This window comes from bacterium SCSIO 12844 (assembly GCA_024397935.1).
GTDB lineage: Bacteria > Pseudomonadota > Gammaproteobacteria > Francisellales > Francisellaceae > M0027.
Map to the genome: position 1 here is coordinate 1292908 of CP073743.1, position 24794 is coordinate 1317701.

The 24794-nt window shown below is 31.1% G+C and carries 19 protein-coding genes; 8 read left to right on the forward strand and 11 right to left on the reverse strand.

The features are described 5' to 3' along the window. The first annotated feature begins 55 nt into the window (after window positions 1-55). From KFE69_06210 to KFE69_06220, 3 genes are all read left to right on the forward strand, one after another. Window positions 56-583, forward strand: a complete 528-nt coding sequence (locus KFE69_06210; GenBank protein ID UTW43680.1) for a superoxide dismutase family protein — start codon at window positions 56-58, stop codon at window positions 581-583. Between the two features lie 27 nt (window positions 584-610). Then, window positions 611-1753, forward strand: coding sequence for a nitroreductase family protein (locus KFE69_06215; GenBank protein ID UTW43681.1), 1143 nt, complete (start codon window positions 611-613; stop codon window positions 1751-1753). A gap of 193 nt (window positions 1754-1946) precedes the next feature. Next, window positions 1947-2918, forward strand: a complete 972-nt coding sequence (locus KFE69_06220; protein UTW43682.1) for a hypothetical protein — start codon at window positions 1947-1949, stop codon at window positions 2916-2918. A 20-nt stretch (window positions 2919-2938) separates the two neighbouring features. Here KFE69_06220 and KFE69_06225 read toward each other — a convergent pair whose 3' ends face one another. The 4 genes from KFE69_06225 to KFE69_06240 form a co-directional block, all read right to left on the reverse strand. Beyond that, window positions 2939-3856 (reverse strand): alpha/beta hydrolase, encoded by a 918-nt coding sequence (locus tag KFE69_06225; protein ID UTW43683.1) that lies wholly within the window; start codon window positions 3854-3856, stop codon window positions 2939-2941. 119 nt (window positions 3857-3975) lie between these two features. Further along, the gene (locus KFE69_06230) at window positions 3976-4905 is read right to left on the reverse strand and encodes a DMT family transporter (protein UTW43684.1); all 930 of its coding nucleotides are present in this window, start codon (window positions 4903-4905) and stop codon (window positions 3976-3978) included. Between the two features lie 61 nt (window positions 4906-4966). Continuing rightward, window positions 4967-5419 (reverse strand): hypothetical protein, encoded by a 453-nt coding sequence (locus KFE69_06235; GenBank protein UTW43685.1) that lies wholly within the window; start codon window positions 5417-5419, stop codon window positions 4967-4969. A gap of 7 nt (window positions 5420-5426) precedes the next feature. After that, on the reverse strand, window positions 5427-6272 hold the full coding sequence (locus tag KFE69_06240; GenBank protein UTW43686.1) for a sulfite exporter TauE/SafE family protein: 846 nt from the start codon (window positions 6270-6272) through the stop codon (window positions 5427-5429). Between the two features lie 161 nt (window positions 6273-6433). Between KFE69_06240 and ppa the strand changes: the two genes are divergently transcribed. Next, on the forward strand, window positions 6434-6958 hold the full coding sequence (gene ppa, locus KFE69_06245; GenBank protein UTW43687.1) for an inorganic diphosphatase: 525 nt from the start codon (window positions 6434-6436) through the stop codon (window positions 6956-6958). 6 nt (window positions 6959-6964) lie between these two features. Here the strand turns inward: ppa and KFE69_06250 are convergent, their stop codons facing one another. The 7 genes from KFE69_06250 to KFE69_06280 form a co-directional block, all read right to left on the reverse strand. Further along, complete coding sequence (locus KFE69_06250) at window positions 6965-7372, reverse strand: MAPEG family protein (protein UTW43688.1); 408 nt, start codon at window positions 7370-7372, stop codon at window positions 6965-6967. 27 nt (window positions 7373-7399) lie between these two features. Then, window positions 7400-8191 carry a membrane integrity-associated transporter subunit PqiC gene (locus tag KFE69_06255; protein ID UTW43689.1) on the reverse strand — a complete coding sequence of 264 codons (792 nt, stop codon included), beginning with the start codon at window positions 8189-8191 and terminating at the stop codon, window positions 7400-7402. A gap of 1 nt (window position 8192) precedes the next feature. Then, complete coding sequence (locus tag KFE69_06260; GenBank protein ID UTW43690.1) at window positions 8193-9110, reverse strand: MCE family protein; 918 nt, start codon at window positions 9108-9110, stop codon at window positions 8193-8195. Beyond that, on the reverse strand, window positions 9100-9939 hold the full coding sequence (locus tag KFE69_06265; protein UTW43691.1) for an ATP-binding cassette domain-containing protein: 840 nt from the start codon (window positions 9937-9939) through the stop codon (window positions 9100-9102). The genes KFE69_06260 and KFE69_06265 overlap by 11 nt, the downstream gene beginning before the upstream one ends. Before the next feature lie 2 nt (window positions 9940-9941). Then, the gene (locus KFE69_06270) at window positions 9942-11105 is read right to left on the reverse strand and encodes an ABC transporter permease (GenBank protein ID UTW43692.1); all 1164 of its coding nucleotides are present in this window, start codon (window positions 11103-11105) and stop codon (window positions 9942-9944) included. A gap of 67 nt (window positions 11106-11172) precedes the next feature. Further along, window positions 11173-11463: a hypothetical protein gene (locus KFE69_06275; GenBank protein ID UTW43693.1), complete on the reverse strand. Its 291-nt coding sequence runs from the start codon at window positions 11461-11463 to the stop codon at window positions 11173-11175. Between the two features lie 55 nt (window positions 11464-11518). Then, window positions 11519-12901, reverse strand: coding sequence for an O-acetylhomoserine aminocarboxypropyltransferase/cysteine synthase (locus KFE69_06280; protein ID UTW43694.1), 1383 nt, complete (start codon window positions 12899-12901; stop codon window positions 11519-11521). 179 nt (window positions 12902-13080) lie between these two features. On the opposite strand from KFE69_06280, the gene KFE69_06285 reads away from it, so the two are divergent. The 4 genes from KFE69_06285 to KFE69_06300 all read left to right on the forward strand — a co-directional run bounded on the left by KFE69_06285 (window position 13081) and on the right by KFE69_06300 (window position 24788). Then, window positions 13081-14154: an efflux RND transporter periplasmic adaptor subunit gene (locus KFE69_06285; GenBank protein ID UTW43695.1), complete on the forward strand. Its 1074-nt coding sequence runs from the start codon at window positions 13081-13083 to the stop codon at window positions 14152-14154. A gap of 1 nt (window position 14155) precedes the next feature. Continuing rightward, window positions 14156-17182: an efflux RND transporter permease subunit gene (locus KFE69_06290; GenBank protein UTW43696.1), complete on the forward strand. Its 3027-nt coding sequence runs from the start codon at window positions 14156-14158 to the stop codon at window positions 17180-17182. A gap of 112 nt (window positions 17183-17294) precedes the next feature. Further along, window positions 17295-18068 (forward strand): hypothetical protein, encoded by a 774-nt coding sequence (locus tag KFE69_06295; protein UTW43697.1) that lies wholly within the window; start codon window positions 17295-17297, stop codon window positions 18066-18068. Window positions 18069-18464: 396 nt separating this feature from the next. After that, the gene (locus tag KFE69_06300; protein ID UTW43698.1) at window positions 18465-24788 is read left to right on the forward strand and encodes a pentapeptide repeat-containing protein; all 6324 of its coding nucleotides are present in this window, start codon (window positions 18465-18467) and stop codon (window positions 24786-24788) included. Window positions 24789-24794 lie beyond the last annotated feature (6 nt).

Sequence of the window (24794 nt, forward strand, 5' to 3'; positions counted from 1 at the left end):
TAATAACTAGAACTAAGCATAATAAACTTAAAGTTTTTAAAAGGAGTATTGATAGATGTTTAAAAAGGTATTAATTGTTTTATTAATGATTTTATCATCGCAAGTATTTGCACATAGTCAAGTAGAAGTTGTTAAAATGTATTTGGTTTCAACTAAAGGGATGGGTGCTGAAATTGGTACAATTACATTTAAAGATACGGCAAATGGTTTATTAGTTATACCTGATTTAAAAGGCTTAACACCAGGTGTTCATGGTTTACATATTCACCAAAATCCTTCTTGTATGCCCGCTAAAAAGGATGGAAAACTAGTACCGGCATTAAAAGCCGGGGGACATTATGATCCTGAGAATACCAATCAACATCTAGGGCCTTATAATGCAAATGGCCATCTAGGAGATTTACCAGCTTTAACAGTAAATCAAAATGGTACAGCTACTTTACCTGTATTAGCACCAAGATTAAAATTAGCTATGGTTGATCATCATGCATTAATGATTCATCAGGGGGGTGATAATTATTCAGATCATCCACAAGCTTTAGGTGGAGGTGGTGCACGAGTTGCTTGTGGGGTAATAGAATAACATTATCTAGTATTTGGAGTTTTGCTAGTGGCATTAGAAATACAAAATAAATTTGAAAAAAGTGCTTTATGGCGATTGAAAGTTCGTTTGCAATTTAGTGGTTGGTTACAATATATTATCCATGCAGTATGGGTTGTGGTTTTATACTTAATTGCAGGTATTGGTTGGTTTATTGGTTACTGGCAAATTATTTTATTCTGGCTGCCATTTGTTCTTGCTATTTTTTTTACTATTGCATTGATAGGAACTATTCTAATCGTTAAATATGGTTTACACCCGCAAGAGAGAATTCCAAAACCAAATGATGGTCTTGATGAATTTACTTTAATGAGGAAACGCCATTCTTGTCGATCTTTTCAATCTCGTAAATTAACAGAAAGACACTTTCAAGAATTATCAAATACGATTAATTTTTATACTCAACAAGAGAATCAACTTGGAAGCTTACCAATAAGATTTGAGTACGTTGCAACTGCATTAACCGTATGGCCAGTTGTTGGAGCGCATGAGTTTTTAATTGCAATTGCCCCAAAAGAATATAGTAGGTTAGCAATTATTGATATTGGTAGAAGCTTACAAAAAATTGTGCACGAGGCTACTAAAATGGGTTTAGCAACGTGTTGGATAGGTCCTGGAGCAGATCAAAAAAGTATTATTCAACATCTTGGTGATAAATTTGATTCGAGTAAGGATCATGTAATTTGTGTTTGTGCTATTGGTTATGAATCCATGTTTAAGCCATTATTTATACGGCTTATTCAAAAATTACAGCATAAACGATTGTCATTATTACAATTAGTTTTTACAGATGAAAAATTAACAAAACCTGCAAATATAATGGAAAAACCATTAGATGAATATGGTCGTTGTTATGAAGTTTGTCAGTGGGCTCCCTCATCCTATAATGGGCAAACAACAAGATTAGTAGCAGTAATAGATAACACCTCAGAAAAAGATAAGTTAGTTAGATTTGATTTTTTGACAGCAACTAAATCTAGGTATTATGCACCTTTAGCGCTTGGTATTTGGTGTGCTAATTGGGAGATTGGTTGTTTAGCATTAAATAAAAGTGGTTACTTCAAAGTTTTTTCAAATAAAGAGCGTGGTAAAGTTAATATTTCAAAATCATCAAACTATGGTATTAGCTGGATAGTTGGTAATATTAAGTAGCTTAATAACAATAAAATATTTCAATGTTTATCATGTTATAACTCTATGGTTTTAATAAATATAAACTAAAAAAATTTCATTTAGTGCTAGAGAATAATAATTTTATATTACACCAGTTTTATTTTTAAGCTTTATTTGCTTCAAAATGTCTGATTATTATGAGGTGTGTTAAATTGATCTGGAGGGTAAGTTTATGCCATTTAGCTGTATGAGTGATAATCAACCATCTGATGCAACCGTTAGAGAATGGGATAGATATCGTGGTGAATTAAGAGCACTTAATGGAAATATTATAAGCATTACAACTCGTCATCCAATTATTTATCAAGAACCACAAGGGGGTGTTAATCAACTAGCAAGAAATGCAAGTAAACTAGAATGTGCAATTTTGAAAAATAATATCCAAGAAAGTGGTAAAGATAATTGGAAACTAACCTCTGCCCGCTTAATTGCTATATCACGATTGATAGATACTTATACGATTGATTTTGAAACTGCATCTGAAAAATTTATGGGTGATATTACAAATCGTAAAAATCATGGTGATTTAGAATTAGCAGCTTATCGATTAAAAGAAGCTTATTTAATAGCAATAGAAGCATGTCAAATTGCAATTACTCAAAATAGAGCTAAACGCGATTCAAAAGCAGAAACTCGTCAAGAAGTAGTTAATGGATTAATTGGACGTATTCAACTTAGCTTACCTAGGCTAAATCGTATCTTAGAAAATGCAGAAGAAGCCACTATCTCAGCAGGTTCAGGGTTTCGGAATCTATGTAGCTTACATATGGCAATGAAAACAAATATAGCAGCAGAATATGAAAAGGAATATCAAGGTGCTGCTGGTGTTTTGGTTATGTTTAGACATGACACAAGAGAAGATGATGTAAAGTTTTTACAAAGTTTTACTGACTGTGCTGAGAATGATCAGCAGCGCTTAGGTGCATTATTATTAGTACATGATAATATATCAAGTAGTAATAGTGCTCTAAAACGAATTATTAAAGATACAATTGAGTCATCTTTTCCTGGTGTAGAAGTTGGTCAAGACAATAGAGATAATCGAAGCTACAAACAACAAGCAATAGATTTTATGAGAGTTAATGATGATTTGATTGATATACCTGAGCATATGAGAGAAACCTCACTTTCTGCACATAGATAAAGTTATACATCCATTTATTTTTACAAATTATTAATCCATTGGCTTGTTTCTTCTATTGCTTTAAGGGCATCTTCAATTACACCAATATAGCCGATAAATCCATGGACCATTTGCTTATAAGTTTTAACGGTTACTATATTATTATTTTCTTTTAGTTTTTCAGCATAGGCAATGCCTTCATCATGCAGTGGGTCTAGTTCAGGTAGGATAATTAGAGCAGGTGGCAGATGATCAAAATTTTCAAAGTATATTGGTGAAAAATTAGGTAGGTAACGATCAGCATCTGATCTAGCATAATTACTGTAAAACCACTCAAGCCAATTTCGATCCAACATATAGATAGAATCGGTATAGGTTTTTTTTGAAGGGTAGTTGTAGTCTGCATCAACTGCAGGATACCAAAGTACTTGTGCTTTGGGTTTCATTAGTTCATTTTTAGTTAAATGTGCTAATGTGGCAGTTATGTTGCCACCAGCGCTGTCACCGATAACAATAATTTGATCAGGTTTAGCATTTAAAGACACTGCATTTTTCACTAGCCAGTGGTAACTATCAATTGCATCTTCCAAAGCAGCAGGAAATTTATGTTCAGGCGCTAAGCGATAGTCGATGGATAATACTTGTGATTTAGACTCATCAGCTAAATAGTCACAAATCAGTTGATAGGTATCAATAGAGCCTAAACTCCAGCCACCACCATGTATGAATAAGATAATATTATCATTATGGCTTTGGGGTGTATAAAGCCGTGCATCAAGCTGATGAAAGCGAGTTTCTATGGATATATTGGTATGCGTAATTTCAGGCTTAATGCTTGTAGAGTAAAATGTTGCAATTCGTTCAGCCCATAATTTACGTTGTTCTTTTGCAGGTTGTGATTTGAAATAGCTAATCATTGGATCTGCTATTAGTTTTTGTAATACTGGATGAATCACCATACTTAATTCCTTGATGAGGTAGCAATTGCTAAATTAGAAGTTTGATGATTTATTTTAATTTATATGTTTAATTTGTAAAGGTATGTTACTTTATATTTAATTTTGTGAAGCTATACTATTTAATTAATTTTGAGTTTTTTAAATTTTAATTTTGGCATATTATTAATCAGCATTGCACCAATAATCATGACTAAGGCAATGATAGTTGATAGATATAGATGATCTCCCATGAATAAAGCACCAGCAAAAGCACTGACTAGAGGCGCAAGATAATTAACAAATGAGGTAAACGTTACACCAGCACGTTTAATTAGTTGAATATACAATAAATATGCAATACCTGAAGGAAAAATACCTAAGATTAAAACAGTCACTATAGATACAGGTGTAAAGTTTAAATAGGCTTGTGGTTCTTTGATTAGTGTAAATAAAAGCATTGGAACAGCAGCAATAATTAAAACATTACGGGTTAATCTAAGTGGTGATTTTTGTTCCATAGTACGAATAATTATTAATGATGAAGCAAAGCATAATGCACCAAAAAGAATAGCTAATTCAGCAATTAAATTATTTGATTTACCCATATTAATCGATGGTAATAGTAGAATAACTAACCCTGCAAAGCCAATGATAATACTAGTAATAACACGTAATGTTGCTTTTTCAGCGGGAATAAAAAGCGTAGCTAAACAAACTGCAAATAAGGGAATTGTACCCATTAAAATACCAGTGATACTACTATCTACATATTGTTGTCCCCAGGCAATAGCAATCATTGGTATGATGGTTTCTAAAAATGCAATTGCAATATAACGTATGATAACTGATCGTGTGAGTTTTTGTTGTTTATTTAATACCTTATGAGCATTATTTTCAAATAATTTAAGCAAAATACATAAAGTTATTGCACCTATGGTTATTCTTGAGGTTGCAAGAATCTCAGGTGAAATAGATTTTAGAGCAATACTATTAAAAGCAAATTGTAGCCCCCAGATTAAAGCTAGTATAATTAATAGATAATAACTAACGATTAAACCATTTTTTTTCATAAATCTCCCACGAAAAGATTGAAATTTCAATCAAGCACGACAGTTTAGCATATGAATTTATTTAATGATAGATAGTTTTGACTTTGATAAGTTGTGGTTGATAAGGCAGCCATGATGGAATATTTTGAGTTAGTCTTGTGGCCTCTTCTTGTGAATGAATAGGGCCAATTAGAATTTGATAAATAAGTTGTGGTTCTTCAGTTGATTGACTAATATCAACTCGGCGAATAAATACTTGATCGTTAGGATAGTGCTGATGGAGTATTTTATAAGCTTCTTTAGCCGCTTGAAAAGAGTAAAATGAAGCGTATAGTAAAAATGTCATTGTTCTATAGGCGGGCTTTGCTTGTGCTTTTTGATTTGTGTTATTTTTAGTTTGTTCAGAAGTATTAGCTTTATTAGTTTGTTGTGTATTATTTGTAAAATATTGCTTCCATGTACTACAGCTAGTGGTGAAATAGATTAAGCCTATTGTAATAAGATAAAATAAGATTTTAATTAATTTTAAACGCATTATCTTTTTATATCAGCCATTGTATTAGGACAATGTAAAACATTTTAATACAGATTAAAAGAAGGAGTATAATAAATATTCTACGTGTTATATTCGGTGGTGTTACAGTTGATAGCTTTGCTCCTAAAGGTGTTGTTAACATACTAACAATACCTACGGTAATAATAGCAGGCCAATATAAAAAACCACTCGAATAGCTAACATTTTCAGAAGAAGCAATACCAAGTAAGGTGTAACTAACACTACCAACTAATGCGATTGGTAGGCTTAAAGCAGATGAGGTGCCAGCTGCATATCGAATAGGCAAATTTTGCGAAATAAGAAAAGGAACACTAATTATTGATCCACCAATTCCAAGCATGCCAGAAATAAAGCCAATAATACTACCATATTTAATGCGGCGTGATTTACTAACATTAATATCTATTTCATTGGCAGGAATTTGATAGTTAAATGGTGTTTGTTTTTCTTTCTTATTACGGATTAACTTAAAGATCATAACCAGTAGCGTAATTGAAAAAACTAAAATTAAGATATCACCATGAGCAAAACGAGCAACAACAGCACCTAAGATACACATAGGTAGAATAATTGATAATAACTGCCAGTACACTTTAGTATGGATTCTGCTTAAACGCGCATTGGCAATAATTGCTGATGTGCCTGTAAAAATCATAATACCTAGTGAACTGCCCATAGCAAACTGTGTATCATATATAGGTGAAAGGTCTGTATAATGGAAAATAAAAGTTAGTCCAGGAACGATGATTAACCCACCACCGATACCTAACATACCAGAGGCAAGTCCTGTAATTGCTCCGATGACAATATAGAATAAAATCATTAATAACATATTAAAGTATCACTATTATTTTAAGCATTTTAGATGGCATTATATCACAACTATTTTGATTGATGAGGGGTTCTATCTGAATTTATAAGTTGAAGTTATGCTTGAATTTAGCGAGAATAGCACCATGAAAAGTATTTTATTAAAAGTAGTAAGGATAAAGAATGATTAGTTCTATTCAACCTGGAAAAAATATCCCAGATGATATTAATGTGATTATTGAAATTCCAGCCTTTAATGAGCCTGTTAAATATGAGTTTGATAAAGAAGCAAATATTTTAGTGGTTGATCGTTTTATGACAGCAACAATGCAGTATCCATGTAACTATGGATTCATACCTAATACTTTATCAGATGATGGTGATCCAGCTGATGTACTAGTTTATACACCAGTACCTTTACGTCCAGGAACTATGATTCGTTGTAGACCTGTTGGTGTATTAAAGATGACAGATGAATCTGGTGTTGATGCAAAAATTATTGCAGTTCCTGTTGAAAAACTATGGAAGAGCTATGCACATATTAAAGATATTGATGATATGCCTGAAACATTATTAAACCAGATTAAGCATTTCTTTGAGCATTATAAAGATTTAGAACCTGGTAAATGGGTTAAAGTTGATGGTTTTGATAATGCAAAAGCTGCTAAAGATGAAATTATTCAAGCCGTGGATAATTTTGAGAAATAGTTAAAATTAGATGATAAAAAAAGCATAAAATACAAAACAAATAGCAGAAAAAATAGTTGATGTAAACGTCAATATCATACCTAGCTTTCGATAGATGAGCGTTGGTTTTTCTAGTAGTTCAGCGCTCAATGAGCTATAAGCATGAAATATTCTGCCAATAATTAATAAAATAGCAAATAGCGCTAATAAATATGCATTAACCTTGATTATAGCTAGGCCAAGGTGAATAATTAATGTAATCGGTACATACTCTGTAAAATTACCTTGTGCTCGTATTGCTTTTTCAAGTGCTATTGTTTTTGCACCTGTTGCTATCTTATCTTTTCGACGATATTTAATAACTCTTAAACTTAGATAAAACAGCATGCATGCTAAGACTAAACATTCTAATGAAAAAACTTCAATTGCATTCATTGTTAACTTCCATGTTAATAATTAGGTTTAATATAATTGATAAAAATTACCTTGTGAATTAGGTAAGTGAGTATCAGCTTGTTTCACAGGTGTTATGGTTGGCTTCTTATCTGGCGTGTGCTTTGTTGCTGTAGCTAATGGTTGAGCTTTTTTAGCAACAGGAATCGGTATTTGGGCTTTTGGGATTGGCTTGTTATTTAACCAGGCAATCATTTGTTCTACTAATATATCGGTTGATTGATTCATTGCTGTTACCATACCTAGAGGCGTTGATTGAGAGTTAGCTTTAATATTAAACAAATGTTGTTTTAATACAGTGCCTGATTGATTATTTGCTAGTTGAGCTAATACTTTCATCGAGGTATAACTATAGTTTTTTTCCATATGTTGGTTAAATTCTAAAAGTATGGTACTTAATCGGTAATTTACTTGTCCTAAAAATAAGGGTGATACGGTTGCTTGGTATAAATCAGCATGATCAATTTGTTCTAATAGTATATTACTTAGCATATTACTTGGGGATGTAATCCAGCGACTATAAGCATAGGGCTTAATTTGATTATTATCCATTGTATAGTACATATTGGTATTGTTGTAAGGTGAAGCACTTTGCATTTTATCAATTCGAATAACACCTTTTTTGGGAGATGTATTTTTTGTTACCTCTAACTGTTTAGAGGTATTAACTTGATAGGTTTTAGTTTCAGGCACTTTAACAGGAGCAAATAAACCACAACCAGTTAACATAATTGAAAAAGTAGTTACTGTTAATATGTTTAAGGATAATCTGATTGATTTTTTAGATGTATCATAAGCCATATTACTCTCCTGGGCCAGGTTGTGATGGTATTTGTCCTTTTATAAGCATAGATGGATTTTGATTAAGTTTATTAATCAATTGATTAAAATTATCCGAAACTGTATCAAAACCATTTAAAGTATTACTTAACTGTGGAATCAGAACATTATTTATATTAGGCAGTGTTTGTTGCTCAATAGTTTGTGTAAAAGACAATATTTCCTTGGAAATTAAATTAAGTTTAGATGTTGTTACATCAACATTATTAATAATATTATCTATTTTTTCATTATTTTTTTCAAATGAAGTTGTAATGTTTGCTGTAGACTGAATTAATTTAGTTGTTTCTTCACTGGATATTTTTAGGTTTTCTGAAATTGCAGCTGTATTTGCTAAAATATCACCAATATGCTGCGTATTTTGTTTATTCAGTAAATTATTTACTTTTTTAGAAATGCTACTAAGACTATCTGACAGTTCTTGGAATTTGTCGGTTAAGCTACTGATAAATGATAACTTTGACTTAATGACAGGATAAGGGGGCTTTGTTGTAGGTTCAAGCAATTCAATTTTTTTATTTAATTGATCTTTAGGTGTTTGAAGACCAATATAAGATAAGCCAGTAATTCCTTGTTGTTGAAGTGTTGCATAGGTATGCTTAGTGATTGGTGTACCAGCTACAATAGATAGTGTAACGTAAATATTTCCAGGGTTTGTTTGGTCTAATTCTATTGATTGGACTTTACCAACATTTACACCGTTATATAAAACATTGGAATTAATACTTAGACCATCAACTGGCTCATGAAATACACTCACATAGTTGTAATAAGTATTTTTGGATATACCAACAGTAAGCCAAAGTGCAATAATAATCATTGCTGCAGTAGTTAGAATGACAAAAATCCCGAGTGTAATAAATTGCTTTCTATTTCTCATCAGATGTATTCCTTAGACTAGCAGGTAAGCTTGATTTATGAATGGCTTTAACTTTATGGCCACGAGGGCCATTAAAATAATTATAGAGTGCTTCGTGTTCTTTGTTTTCAGCTGCATTGGCAATGGTATCATGTAAAAGTACTTTTCGATTGCCTAAATAAACGACTTCATCAACAATATGCCAGAGTGTATCTAAATCATGCGTAACCATAATAACAGTTAAAGATAAAGACTCTTGCAATTCTTTAATTAAAATATCTAATTCATGGGCACTATTTGGATCTAAGCCTGCGGATGGTTCATCTAAGAAAATAACTTCAGGGTCTAATGCAATGGCTCGAGCTAATGCCGTTCTTTTTATCATGCCACCACTTAAATCAGCAGGAAATAGATTAAAGGCACTTTTAGGTAGACCAACTAAATTGAGTTTTACTTTGGCAATTTCTTCTAAAGTATGGTAACTAAAATCAGTATACTCCTGTAGTGGATACATGATATTTTCAAGCACAGTTAAAGAAGAAAACAGCGCTCCTTTTTGAAACATCATGCCCATTTTACTTGCCATTAGTTTCGATTCTTTACTTCCAGGGGCAACCTCAGTAACACATTCCCCCATTAAATAAATACTACCTTCAGCAATTTCTTCAAGCATTAAAATTTGGCGCATTAAGGTTGTTTTGCCAGCACCACTATCACCAATAATAGCAATAATTCGATTAGGCAGAATTTCTAAATTAAGTCCTTTATGTACCCAATGTGTATTAAAGCGCGTACCAAGGTTATGAACCTTGATAATTGGTTTTTGGTTAGAGTTAGTCAATACAGTCATGACTAAATCCCTAATGTACTATATAGAATTGAGAATGCAGCATCAGCAACAATGATTAAAAAAATTGATAATACGACAGATCTTGTTGTTTCTTGGCCAATGCTAGCAGCACTACCTTGAACACAAAAGCCTCGATAACAACCAACAATAGCAATTAGAAGTGCAAAAACAGGCGCTTTAATTAAACCAAGAATATAATTTTTTGCAGCAATAACCTCTTGAAAACGAGTTAAAAACTCAAAAAAACTTATCTGTAGGTATGCTTTAGACATAATCATACCACCAATAATACTACTAATATCAGCAAGTACTGTTAATAAGGTTAATGCAATAATTAAACCAATAATTCTTGGAGAGACAAGTCGTTTAAAAGGGGATATACCCATTGTTTGTAGTGCATCTATTTCTTCTTGTACTTTCATTGTACCAATATGTGCTGCAAATGCACTGCCAGAACGTCCAGCGACAATAATAGCGGTTATTAGTGGCGCAAATTCACGAAAAATAGATAAGCCTAATAGGTTGACTACAAAAATATTTGCACCATAAGTAACTAATTGCACACCCATTTGGTAAGTTAAAACAATCCCAATTAAAAACGATAAAAGACAAACAATGCCAACAGCTTTATAGCCATCGTTAATAACAATTTCACAGATTAGTTGTAATCTGGTTTTAAATGGTATTTTAACCCATTGAAACGTACTTAAGGCAATGGCACCTAAAAATGCTAGTAAATTTAAAATATCTTTAGCTGTTTGGAAGGTTTGCTGGCCAATATAATATGCAGTTGCTTTTGGATTAATGCGCTTTACTTTTTCAGGTGGGCTAACGGTTACTTTTTCTTTAACTAAGTCATATAAATCTTTATGTGTTTGTTTTAATTTTAATGTAGAGATCTGGATATTTGCTTTTAGTAGCTGATCAAGTAATAATTTTAAAAATGTTGCACCAACGGTGTCAAATTTATTAATTGCTAACGCATTAATTGTAATTGTATTAGTTTGACCATTTTTTAAAATTGCCTTTAGAATTTGCTCTAGTAAATGTTCATCAAAATTTTGCCAGTTCCAACTACCACTTAAGCTTAAGGACTGTTGATCACTGATGAATTCATAAGCTGCAGGTATACTATCTGAAGCATTTAATATTTTTTCTTTAAGCATATGAATCTTTAAACTTTATGGTTATTAACTAATTAAGGTTTAGATGAAAATCGATGTATTTTCAAGCTTATATATACCATTGTGATAGAAATTCTTGGCGAGTTATAGGATCAAATGCAGTAACTTTATAATCAGCAAGCCCATGAAGATTATATGGGTCGTTTTGAATAAATGCATTAATTTCAGCTCTATCTCCTTTAGCAATCAGTATGCCACCTGTTCTTGGTGTTTTCGGGCCAGCTGCTAGCAACAAACCATTATCAGATAAAAATGATCGCAAATAAGCTCTATGCTCATCAAGTATAAGGTTAATTTCATCTAATGATTTTGTAAAAGTAATATCTATTAGATAAAGCATTGATCAAACTCCTTGATTTAGAATATATTTGTATGAATTCTAACAGGAATGATATTTAGCTTGCAAAAGATAATTTTACTTTATTTAGATATTTTAATGCTTGATCTAAATCATCAATAATATCATCAGGGTTTTCTGCCCCCACACTTAAGCGAATCAAATTATTTTTAATATCGGCAGTTTCTCTTGCTTGTTCACCTTGTTGTTGGTGTGTTGAGATAGCTGGAATTGTTGCAACGGTTTTAATTCTTCCTAAATCAGTTGCACAAAAGATAAGCTTTAGTTCGTTTAATACTTGTTTTGCACTTATAACATTGCCTTTGACTGCAAAGGATAATAAGTGACCATATCGTTTGATTGGTGTTTGGTTTGATGATAAGGATTCTGAATCAACTAATGAAAAATACTTATTTGCTAATTCTAGTTGTTGGAAATTATCAAGGCCAGGGTACATAACAGATTCAACATTAGGGTGATTATTTAAATACTTTGCTACTTTTAAAGCATTTTGTGAAAACTGATCAACACGCATTCGTAGTGTTCTTAATTCTGAGAGTGTAAGGAATGCTTGCATAGGGGATAAGCAAGCGCCATTATCACGATTGGGTAATAATTTTAAATACTGACAGAAGTCATTTTTTATTTCATCAGTGAGATAATATGCATTGATATTTTCTTTGGCAATAATAGCACCACCAATAACCATACCAGAAGCAGAGATTATCTTAGAAAGTGAATGAACCACAATATCAGCACCAAATGCAAAAGGGCGTAGAAGTGCAGGTGTTGCTAAAGTACTATCAATAACAAGTGGGATATCATGTTCATGTGCAAGGTTTGCAATAGATTCGATATCACAAATGCTTAAATTTGGGTTTGATGGAACTTCAATATAAATAAATCGTGTATTATTATCAATCTGATCTTTCCATTGTTCTAGTGGCGCATCGGGTTTTATCCATCGAACTTGACGTAGCTTTTCACTTTGGCGTTGTGAAAATTGTTGATAGGTGCCGCCATAAATTTGAGTCGATGAAATAAAGTTTGCTTTGGGGGTATCAGCTAATAGATTTTCAGCAACAGTAGTAATTGCTGACATACCAGAACTTGTAACACAAGCACTTGCATTTACATTGCATTGATATGACTCTAATAATGCTAGCGTTGATTCAAGATAATATAATGTTGGGTTATGTATTCTGGTATAACTCCAGCTTGGAATTTCATAAGCAAGTGCTGCTTCTAGTTCATCCGCACTAGAGAAACCTTGTGCTGTTGTCATATAAATCGGCTCAATAATAGATCCTTGATTAAGTAGTGCTTCATTAAGATCATAGACACCATGTGTTGCAATGGTATCAAATGATTTGTTTTTAATGTTTTTTATTGCGTTTTCTCTTGCCAATATTTGTTCATTTAAACGTGATTTATAATCCATATGACTAGCCTTAAAACTAAAGAACTCTATTATTAAAATGTAGATATGGATCATTTAGTATGCAAGTTAAGAGTAAAAATTTTAGCTAAAATATTGATATTGTGTTTTTTTGAACTATTTGATAATTTAAGTTATGCTAGATAAATTAGAAGGATGATCATCAATAGATAAGGATTTCAGTGATATCTAAAAAATCAATTGTATTTTTTGTAATTGCTATAGTGCTAATGATATTAATTGTTTTATATTATTATTGGCCAACTAAAGAAGAGACATTTAATCAATCATTACAACCAGTTAATGTGAAAACAGCAGAAGCTAAGATAGTCTCTAAACCAGACATAATCAATTTAATTGGTATTTTAAAGGCAAAAAATATAGTAACAATAACCTCTAAAATTAGTGGTACAGTTGCTGAAAGGTTATTTAAAAATGGGCAGAGTGTTCATAAAGGGCAATTATTATTAAAACTTGAAAATCAAACATATCAACTACAATTAGAAGCGGCTAAAGTACAGCTTAAACAGTACGAAGATATTTATAAAAAGTCAGAATTATTATTTAAAAGGCGGGCAATTTCTGAATACACATATAATACAGCAATTGCTAACTATCAAATGCAAAAAATTCAAGTGGCAACATTAGAAAAAACAATTCATCAGACGATTGTTAAGGCACCATTTACAGGTATGCTAGGCAGTAGTTTTTTAACAGTAGGTTCTTATCTTTCAACGGGTAAATCCATTGTTAAATTAGTCAATACAGATAACTTACTCGCAGTTTATAATATTCCAGGAGAGCTATATCCAAAATTAAAGCTAGGACAAGAAACTACAATCTCAAGTGATGCATATCCAGATAAATTATTTAAAGGTAAGGTTACTTTTGTCTCGCCAATTATTGATGAGAATACAAATACGATTACTGTCCAAGCACTGATTCCAAATTTAGATCATATATTAACAGCTGGAATGTATGTTACGGTTTGGCAAAATTTAGGTGATAAAAAATCTATGGTGGAGGTACCAAATATAGCTTTAGTATCTGATATTTCGGGTAATCAAGTTTATATTGTTAAAAATAAAAAGGCGAAGTTAGTTGATGTCAAAGTAAATGCAATTATTAATAATACAGCATATATTACTTCAGGCCTTAAAAATGGTGATCAGATTATTGTAGAAGGTCAAGAAAAGTTAAAAGATGGTGATTTAGTAAATATTATTAATCCTAAATTAAATATAGGGCGTATTTAAGGTGAAGTTTTCAGAAGTTTGTATACGTTATCCTGTATTTACAATTGTGATGTCAATTTTAATTGTTATTGTTGGGTTAATTGGGTATTCACGATTACCAGTTAGTGGTTATCCTAAAATAGCGACACCTGAAATTGGTATTCATACAACTTTATCTGGTGCAAGTGCTACTTATATGCAAGAACAAGTCTCTGATGTGATTGAAAGTGCAGTTTCGACAATTACTGGGGTTGATGATGTTGAGTCTAATAGTCAAGATGGTGTTAGTGATGTCATTATTCGATTTGTTCCTGGAGTAGACCTTAATAGTAAAATGAATGAAATATCAAATATGGTTGCTAAGACAACTAGCCAATTACCAAATGGTATTGTTGGCCCTGATATTAATCAAGCAGATCCAAATGCAACACCAATTCTTAGCCTTTTTTTTTACTCAAACTCAATGACAATTACTCAACTGACAGATTATATTAATCGTTATATTTTAACTCGTTTAAGAAAAGTAGAAGGTGTGGCACAAGTTCCATTATTTGGTAATAAAGAGTATGCGATTAGGGTTTGGTTAAGACCACAAAAAATGGCGACATTACAAGTTACAGTTAATGATCTTATCGGTGCAATATCAAGTCAAAATACCTTAAGCACAAGTGGTGAAATTAAGTCTAAAGATAGAGTTTATCCTTTAATGCCGCAGGCAAAGATATCTGACCTTCTAGGATTTGAAAATATTGTGGTGTCACATTATCAAGGGAAAAATATTCATCTTAAAGATGTAGCTGATATCAAATTAGGTACCAATGAAAATACAACAGCTTCCTTTATGAATGGAAAAAAAGGAGTTGGAATTAATATCATTGCATCAAGTACTGCAAATCCAATTACCGTTGCTAATAATGTTGACAATGTTTTAGATCAATTAAGACTCTCTTTACCTGATAATATTCATTTTAAAGTGGGTTTCAATGCAACAAAGTTTTTGAATAAATCGATTGAAACAACATATGAGACATTGATTATAGCAATTATATTAGTAATTTTAGTTGTTGTGATATTCATTGGTTCTATTAAAGCGAGCTTAATTCCAATTATTACTTTACCTATTTGTTTAATAGGTAGCTTTATATTTTTATATTGGATGGGATTTAGCCTTAATATTTTAACTTTATTATCCTTGATACTAGCCGTTGGGCTGATTGTAGATGATGCGATTGTCATTTTAGAAAATATTCATCGTCATATTCACTTGGGGCTAACACCATTTGAAGCAGCCATAAAAGGCTCTAAAGAAATTGGTTTTGCAATTATCGTTATTACACTTACATTAGCAGCTGTTTTTGCACCTATTGGTTTTAGTGAAGGGTTAACAGGACAGTTATTTTGGCAGTTTGCTTGTACAATTGTTATTGCAGTTTTATTATCTGGTTTTGTTGCAATTACATTATCACCAATGATGTGTGCTTATATACTAGATGAAAATAAATCGAATAAGTATAGCTTATGGTTTAATCATTACTTTGATCGATTTATAACAATGTATAGCAATAAACTAGCGATTTGGGTGAGTTATAAAAAGACAATATTAGCCATTTTTATGTTATTGATTGGATTGGGCTTACTAATAACATATGCATTGCCTAAGGAATTAGCACCTGAAGTAGATCAAGGTAATATTACAATTCCTTTTAACGCTGTGCCAAATGCAAGTTTTGATTATATGAAGTTTCATGCATTAGAAATTAGTAATGCGTTGTCTAAGACAGCTGAAAAAGAAAATATTATCATAAATTTAGGTCAGCCTAATCGTTATCAAGGTAATGCAAATTTGGTTTTAAAGCCATGGAGTGAAAGGAGTAAATCACAATCTGAAATATCGAATCAACTACAATCAAAAGTACAAAATATTCCAGGAATTACTGCTGCAGTTGCACCGCCACCACCTATGGGAATTGGTGGACAAGGTGGATTTGCTATGGAGTTAATTTTAGTCTCTCAAGGATCTTTTGAATATTTGTACCATGTTGCACAAACTTTAATGGAAAAAATGAAATCAAATCATGGTTTTAAAGATATACAGACAAATATTCAATTTAATGAATTAGAATATTCAGTGAAATTAAATCGCTCATTAGCTGCTGATTTGGGTGTTAATATTTCTGATATTTCAAGTACATTAGGTATATTTACTGGAAACTATCTTGCTGGAGAGTTTTATTATGATAACTACCCATATGACATTTTATTATCTTCTAATTTTTCAAATATAAATTCTTTAAAACAGCTACAAATGATCTATGTCAAAACATCATCTGGGAATATGGTGCCTATTTCATCTTTTATAAAGCCTAAAATGACTGTTTTACCGACAGTTTTATCCAATTATAATCAAATGCATGCATTGCATGTGATGGCGAACTTATCAGAAAACTATAGTACTTCTGATGCAGTTGACTATATGCAATCATTACTTAGTAAAGTTTTGCCTGATGATGTTTCATATGTTTGGTTTGGACAAACTAAAAACTATCTTGAGTCAGCGAATAGTATGTTACAGAATTTGATATTAGCACTTATTTTTATTTATTTATTATTATCAGCTCAGTTTGGAAGTTTTAGACAACCATTGATTATTTTAACAACAGTTCCAGCTGCTTTAGCAGGTGCAGTACTATTTCTTTATATAACAGGTAGTAGCTTAAATATTTTTAGTCAAATTGGTTTAATTGCTTTGGTTGGTCTAATTACAAAGCATGGTATTTTAATTACAGAATTTGCAAATCAATTATTAGAAAAAGGTCAAAATAAGGTAGATGCCATTATTAATGCTTCAAAAGCAAGAGTGAAACCTATATTAATGACAACAGCTGCCATGATATTAGGTGCTTTACCTCTAGTTCTTGACTCAGGTCCAGGTTCAGAGTATGGAAAACAAATTGGTATCGTTATTATTGGTGGTTTAATGATTGGAACTTGTGTAACTTTATTTATTGTGCCAGTATTTTATTTGCTGATTTCTAAAATAGACAACTAAATAAGGTGGTGTTTATTAAATTTTGTTATATAGGTAAAAAATTTGATATTTTGAAACTAAAATAAAACTATGTTATAAATTTTATGATATGTAATCAAAAATAGGGAGTGCTATGGGAAACCAACCGGTTAGACGGTTTGATGCAATTACTTATCGCGGAAAAATATTATTTTCTGATTTATTTTTTAGCCAGCATTTAACTGAGGAAGGTAGAACATTTTTTAAACCAGATAAAGCAAATGAAGTACCTCGCCAATTTGCATTTCCGTTGGGTTATAGCACCATGTTTGATGACTTTCTTTTATTATTTGAAAAAAAAGAAGAAAGTATTACACGCTATGGTGTGGCATTTTCATTTGATTACTTTGTTGTTTTTACATTGGTTCGTACTCCCTTTATGTCAGAGGGTAAAATGGTTGGAATTGTTAATAATGTTGATTATGGTTATCACCAATTGATATTTAATCCATGTTATCAGGAGATTATGCCACTGCCTTGCCAGTACGATCGATTAACAAAAAATGAAATGCAGTTATTATTTTTATTAGCACAATTTCCTGAACTTAAAGCAAAAGATATAACAGGCCTTATGGATGTTCAAATCCGCACAGCTTATATGTATAAATATGATTTAATTAATAAACTAAAAGATATTTTCCATCAAGAACAATTAAACTTTGTAGAGTTAATTAATAAGATTTTTCATGTAGAGGTACCAAAGCCTGTATCAGATACGCAAAATTTTATTGTATTACCAAAAGAAGAGTTTTTATCTCATTGTGATTTACTATCTAAAGATAAATCAGTACAAACATTACGTTATGAAAATAATTTTGATGAATCAACATTACAACGGTGGGTGGATATATTTAAAGAGTCAAGCTAGTTTTTTGTAATAATTAACTTTGAATTCTTTGAATATATACTTGATTTATAAATATTTAATTCATATTGTTTTTGCATTACTTTATGAAATTATGAGATTTTATCAATAAATAGTATATATTTTATGAAATATGATGATATTGAGTAAAAACACCTAAAGCTTTTCTTTTTTTCCTTAACCATTTGAAATAAATTTTATACAATTATTCATAATCAAACATTAAATGTAATTCTACATAAATTATCTCATTTTTTTTCAGTATTTGAGCGCGATGTAAATTAGTAATCTTTATCTAAATATCATGATTAATAATTAAGTTGTTTGTCTGCTTTTGATCTCCAAATAATTTAATTTCAATCATGTTTTTAAAAGGTTGCACATCAAAGGAGGTTTGCTATGAAAGAATATATTGGTCTAAGAAGTTGGTTAACATCAAAATTTGTTGAAGCAGTATTATATACTAAATTACATCGTGTCAATCAGCCAGAACCAGATCGAACCGTAGCTATCCCTTCATTAGATGATACTGCGACTATTTCTAGTGTACTTGTTTCTCATAATGAAACTTTAGGTGAAGAAAGAATTGTCTTAGATCCTCTTAGCTATTCAGGTACAAGAAGAATTGGTATTCGTGATGGTAAAAATTGGGATCAATATGATCAGTTTGTTATTCCAATTAATACAAGTGCGGCACATAATGAGGCACTTATTCTATTTCCTGGTGAAAATCCAAAAAAAGCTATTTTTGTAGATCCAATGGGTACTGAAATCTCAGCTAAAAGGAGGTTAGAGTTACAAGAATTAGGATTTACAAATATTCTATCAGTGACTCATCAGGTGCAACAAGATGGGTTTCGTTGTGGTGATTATACGATTGCTTTAGTTGAGGCAATTTTAAATGAACTAAACCCTGAGCTAACTGATCAAGAACGTTTAAATGAAATTGCAAGAAATATTCCAACTGTTCAACATACATTAGATAGAAATCGTGCAAATTATGTTCATGAATATCTTTTATCACTTACTTTAGATGGTGTTGATCCTACAGATAGGGAAGTTGTAGTCAGTAATAGTTTGATGAGAGAAATTGAAACGGCGCAAGCTGATAATGATTATCGTAGTCCATTTTTATCTGAAGAGCCTGATGTTGATGTTTCACGTCATGATTTAGATGCAAGAATTAGAGATAGCTTAGTATATCGACGTTACTTTAGAAATAACTTAGATAAAATGTTAGAAGATGGAGTTAGTAGTGATATATTCAGTCAACTAGAAAGAGAGTATAAATCACAAATGAAAAGTGATACTAGTGGCTCTTCTGATGTGTCAAGTATTACCACTACTTTAGATAGTCATGATGATTTAACCCTTGAATTAAGTGATAAAGAGTTAAGAAAACAAAAAATTGCTAAAAGGCAAGAAAATATAAAGGAATTAGAGTCTAAAATAAAATCATTAAATGAACAGATTGAGTCATTAGATAAAATATACAGAAAAAGTAAAATAGACACTAGTGATAAAAAGTTATTAAAAGTAACGAATATAGAATTAACAGAACTTCAAGATCAGTTAAAGCAATTAGCAGTTGAGAAAGAAAATTTTAAAGAGAGCTTAGATAAAAAAGCAGTTGAAATACAGGGTAAACTTAACATTGCTTTTGAAAAAATTATTGATACAAAACTTTCAGGTGTAATTACTAAAGAGATAAGTGCTTTTTTAAATTGGAAAGGATCTATAGATACTGCAATTAAGGATGATACAACAGGTCTTGATGATAAATTAGGTCCATTATTTGAAGTAGCTAATTTATATTTGAAGCAACAGAAAAAACTTAATCAGGCAAAAGATATTTTGAGTGAAAAACGAGAGGGTCTTGAGTCATTAAAGAAATTAGGTACAGATAAATTAGATATGGTTAAACGGTGGAAAATACTTGATACTGTATTTAAAAAAGCGATGCTAGAGTATGAAGGAAAACTAAAAAGTTCAGTAGAAAATGATGACCTTGAAATTGATGTAATGATTTCAAGGTTAAAAAGTAAGTTTGGCCCATTTTCAGGATATGGAGCAACATTTGGAGATGGTGAAGATATTGATAAAATGAACTATAGAGGAATGGCTGAGGCGCTTTACAATAGCTATCAAGTTATTATGGAAGAAGAATCATTTATTAGAAAGTCACGTAGTCGTAAATTATTATTAAGCTCATTAAATTTGGTTGGTATTGAACAAAGTGATTTTAAATCTATTGACTATTTAGCGCGTAAAATTGAAAGCATAGTGTGTGATGATAATCCATTGATTCAAAGGATTGAGCCAAGATGGTCATTAAAACAATTAAATTCATTTTCAGAAATGTACCTTAAAGATCGTTTGCGAGAAAAATATCAACGAGAAACGATAGATGTTGCTCAAGAACAAGTGGAAATTGAAACAAAGGCATTATTCAGAATACAACAAAAACATGAAGACTCATTAAAAAGAATTGTATCATTAGTTGATGATAAAGCACTTGAAGAAAATCTTAATGCTTACTCTAAAGAGTTAACAGAATTAAAAGATGTAGATTCAAAAATTAATATTACGGATAAATCAGCAGCACAAATTATTGATAGAATTGATAATCACACAAAGGATTATATTACTACTTTAATTGAGCAACAAAGAAAGGTGCTAAATGAAAGTAAGCAGGCTTTAGATAATGAAGTAAAAGAGGCATTTAAAGATGAAATATCATTTGCAAAAGTAGCTCTTGATAAAGAAATTAAACATTACTTGACTCAGTTAGATAAACTAACAAAATTTAATGATACACAATTATCATTATCAGAGAAAGTAGTATTTAATGATATGATAAAAGAATTGAAAAATCACCATAAATTGCTAGGAACTTTATCTGATAAAGTTCGATACTCTTATGAGCAATGTGAAAGAGCATTGGTTAGTAAAAGTTTACCAGGTGAGTTTTATGATATGTATTCTCAATTACAAAATCATTTAAATAACGTAACTATGGAGGTCAACCAAGTTGGAAAAGCTATGTCTGAGATAGTTTTTTGGCTATCTGTTAATATTGATAAAGATATTAATTTAGGTATAGACATTGCTCAACTTAATTTTGAAGGAAATGATTTAAGAGCTGCTAACCTTAGCAGAGTAAAAGAAAGTACTAGTTTTTCATATGATTATGCTTTTGCAAAATATACAGATTCAACTTTAGGTGTAGTTGATCATGATGAAATTCAAAAACGATTATTAAAGTTTAAAAATGCAATTGATCAAAGTGATGAATCACTAAATACAATTTTACAAGATGTAAAACTAGGTAAACTTAATCATAAGCAATATAAAGAACATTGGAATTTACACTTTCCTTTTTTCCCAATACTAGCAAATGATAATGATGCAATTATGACAAATTTAATTAGTTATATGGAAAAAACAGCTCAGTTGCTAACAGAAAAAGATGGACAGCTTTCAACACGTTTCCCAAAAGATATGGACTATAGTGATTTTAGTGATGCCAAATTTGTTGGTAGGATTCAGAATGTTTCATTAGAAAGTGCTATTATGCCAAAGGATCTAAGAGGTATTAAATTTAAGAATTGTCCTTTAAAAGGTGCTGATTTTGGTGGTAGTCGTGTTGATGAGCATACTAAGTTAACTATATCAGCTAATAATTTACAAGGATTAGTTCTTGATAGCGGTATGATTAAACGTGGAAAAAATTTTTCTTTAGTAGGTTCTTGTATTGATGGTATTGAAGGTGGGTCATTACCTAGAGACTTAAGAGGATTTGATTTATCTCACGCAACTTTGTCAAATATAGATTTAAATAATCATATTATTGATGAAACAACTATATTAGATTTTGTTACTTTTGATAATGTCACATTTAATAATTGTGATTTGCAAAAAGCGATGTTTAGTAAATGTACGTTTGAAAATTGTCGATTTATAGGGCAGAAAACAAAGCTAAATGAAGCCCAGTTCGATGGGTGTGACTTTGTAAAAAGTATTAGATTTAAAGTAAGTATGTCTAAGACTGAATTTAGCAAATGTTCATTCGAGAATTGTCAATTTGAAAACGAAGATGATATTTTTTCAAGTATTAAAGTAAATGCTACATTTAAAAGTAGTAAATTTTTAGGAAATACAAAAGTTGGCTTATTTTGTGACTTGTCTCAAAGTTCTATGGAGAGTGTATATATAAATGATTTATCATTAGAGCTAGGTGGTCAGCTACCAGAAAGTGGAAAATTGATTAAAATTAAGCATTTGAAGCAAAGTTTAGGAACAGATATTAGTAAAAGTATCTTTTCTAAAAGTGATAGTATTGAATTTACAAATATGTCGTCAGATCAGTTTATTAGTCTACTAGACAGCCAGATTAAATTTTTGAGATTAAAGAGTAAATCTACAAATAATTCTGTTAGAACGGGTACATTAAACTGGGTACGTGAAAACATTGGAAAAGTAGGAGACATAACTGAATATTATAAAATTTTGGATAGATTACAAGATTGGCAAAAAGGAACGGGTATTAGTAAGACAGATAAATTAGATGATAAATGGCGTGTATTTAATCATTATCATGAGTATAAGCGCAAAAAAGTAGAACCATCTGATCAAGGAAATCAAATTTTAGCTTTAGTTAAAGATAGAATATCAAGAATTCAAGCCATAACAGTAAAAACTAGATATGAACAACAAATACCTGCTGAATACCGATTTTTTCAAAAAGCGTTTAATGAACTATTTACAAATAGTGAAGTTGATAAATTAAACTCAAAGTCTATTTATACAAAATTAATTAGAGAGATTAGAGCAGGACATTTAGCTTTTAGAGGAGATGTTTTACAACAATACACACAAGCAGCAATGGAGGTTGGCGGTTTAAGTGAAGTGAAAATGACAACGAAGCGTTTGAATCAAGTTGTAAGTATTACAAAAGATAAAGGTAGGCATAAATCAGCTTCAAAGGCTTTAAGCTATGCATTAACTGTAATGCAACCTTCAAGAATAGATCAAACTATAGACTCATTTACTCCAACGGAACTATTACAAGCGGCTACAGTGTTAGGTATTTATAATCCAGACTTAGATGAAAAAATTACCAGTTCTGGAGACTTGAATAGTCTGATTAAAGAAGCCTCAATTGCTTCAAACACATTACTTATACTATTACATGGTGCTATTGAAAATACTGTTGCTAGTTTAAAGTTAAAGAGTGATAGAAGGTTTTTCTTAAATTTGATAGCAGAGTCACCGTTATCGCATAAAATCTTTATTAATAAAGATAATATAGAAAAATATTTAAATGGAGAAGATCGTATTGAGTTATTTCACTGGGGTGCTATGGCACCAGACCAAAGAATTGACTTGATTAATGAAATGTTATTATATTTTGATGACCGTTATGTTTTTCATGACTTAAAAGATAGAGAGTCTTATCAGAGGGTAAAAGAACAGTTCTTATTAGAATTTGATCTTGGTAAATCAAAACTTATGTCTGAAGCTAAAGACATTATTGTAGATGGCTTAATGAGACAGTCACCACCACTTAAGCAAAAAGAAGCTGAAGCTAAATTTGAGCGTTTAATCAAACAGTTTGAATTTAAAACTACCCATCCATTACACGTTGGTTGGCCGTCTGATACAGTTAGAGAGTTTGAGGGTAAAGATGATTATGAAGACTTAAAAGATACAATTAAAGAATGGTCAAGAGAAACTGCTTTGGCAAAACAAATTGATAGTTTTGTAAGGAAAGTAATAGATGAAACGGTTAAAGCAAGTGGAGCGTTAGAAGATATTGCAAAAAAATTACCAAATGGAGAAGTAGAAATAACAATTTCTAGTAATCCTTTGCTAACATTAGATGATTTAAATAACACTATGAAAACTCTTCATAAAACTAGAAGGTTTACTGGGTGGGTGAGAGATTCAGAAGAAGCAGTTATGCGTGCAATTGAAAAATATGTCAATGATCCAAGTATATTTAAGCCTATCTCTGGATCAGGAATTACATTTGTTGAAACTAAAGGAGAATTAAAAGATAAGCGATCAGTAACATTTAGTTTAGTAAAAATTAAACCAACTAATGATTTAAACAGTTCATTAGGTGGTGATTCAAGACCTAAAGAATTACCATATAAAGTTTGGTTTGGACTGAAAAAACTTAATAAAACCTTAAATTTATTAAAGCATTTTGACCAAATTACTAAAGAATCTAAGAAAGCAATTGAATTATCTGCTTCAGGGGCACCAGAATTAAGTGATCTTAAAATGGATGAATTCAGATTTATAATGGAATTTGTAAAGTTGACGGATCCATTGTTTGTAGATGAAAGTAGCACAGATAAAGCTTTTGAATTACCAGAGCCATTGAGAAAGTTATTTGAGGGGCCTGATGTGCTTAAAAGCTCTCATAAAAGAGCAATGAAAAAACTGACTCAGCATAAAAAGCAAATTATTCGAGATATTAATAACTTAATTAAAGAATTACCTGATGATAAATTCAGTACTAAATCTATAGGAGGTATAAAAGAGTTGGCAAATAGTATTAATAAATCATCTACATATAAAGATGTTTTAACAGTTTGCCAGAAAATAACTCGAACAGTAAACGAAGGGTTTGGAATAACAAAAAGCTCAGAACCACCATCACCACTCCGTGATCATAGTACAACATCTAATGAACCAACTCATGAGTTGGTTTAGTTAACT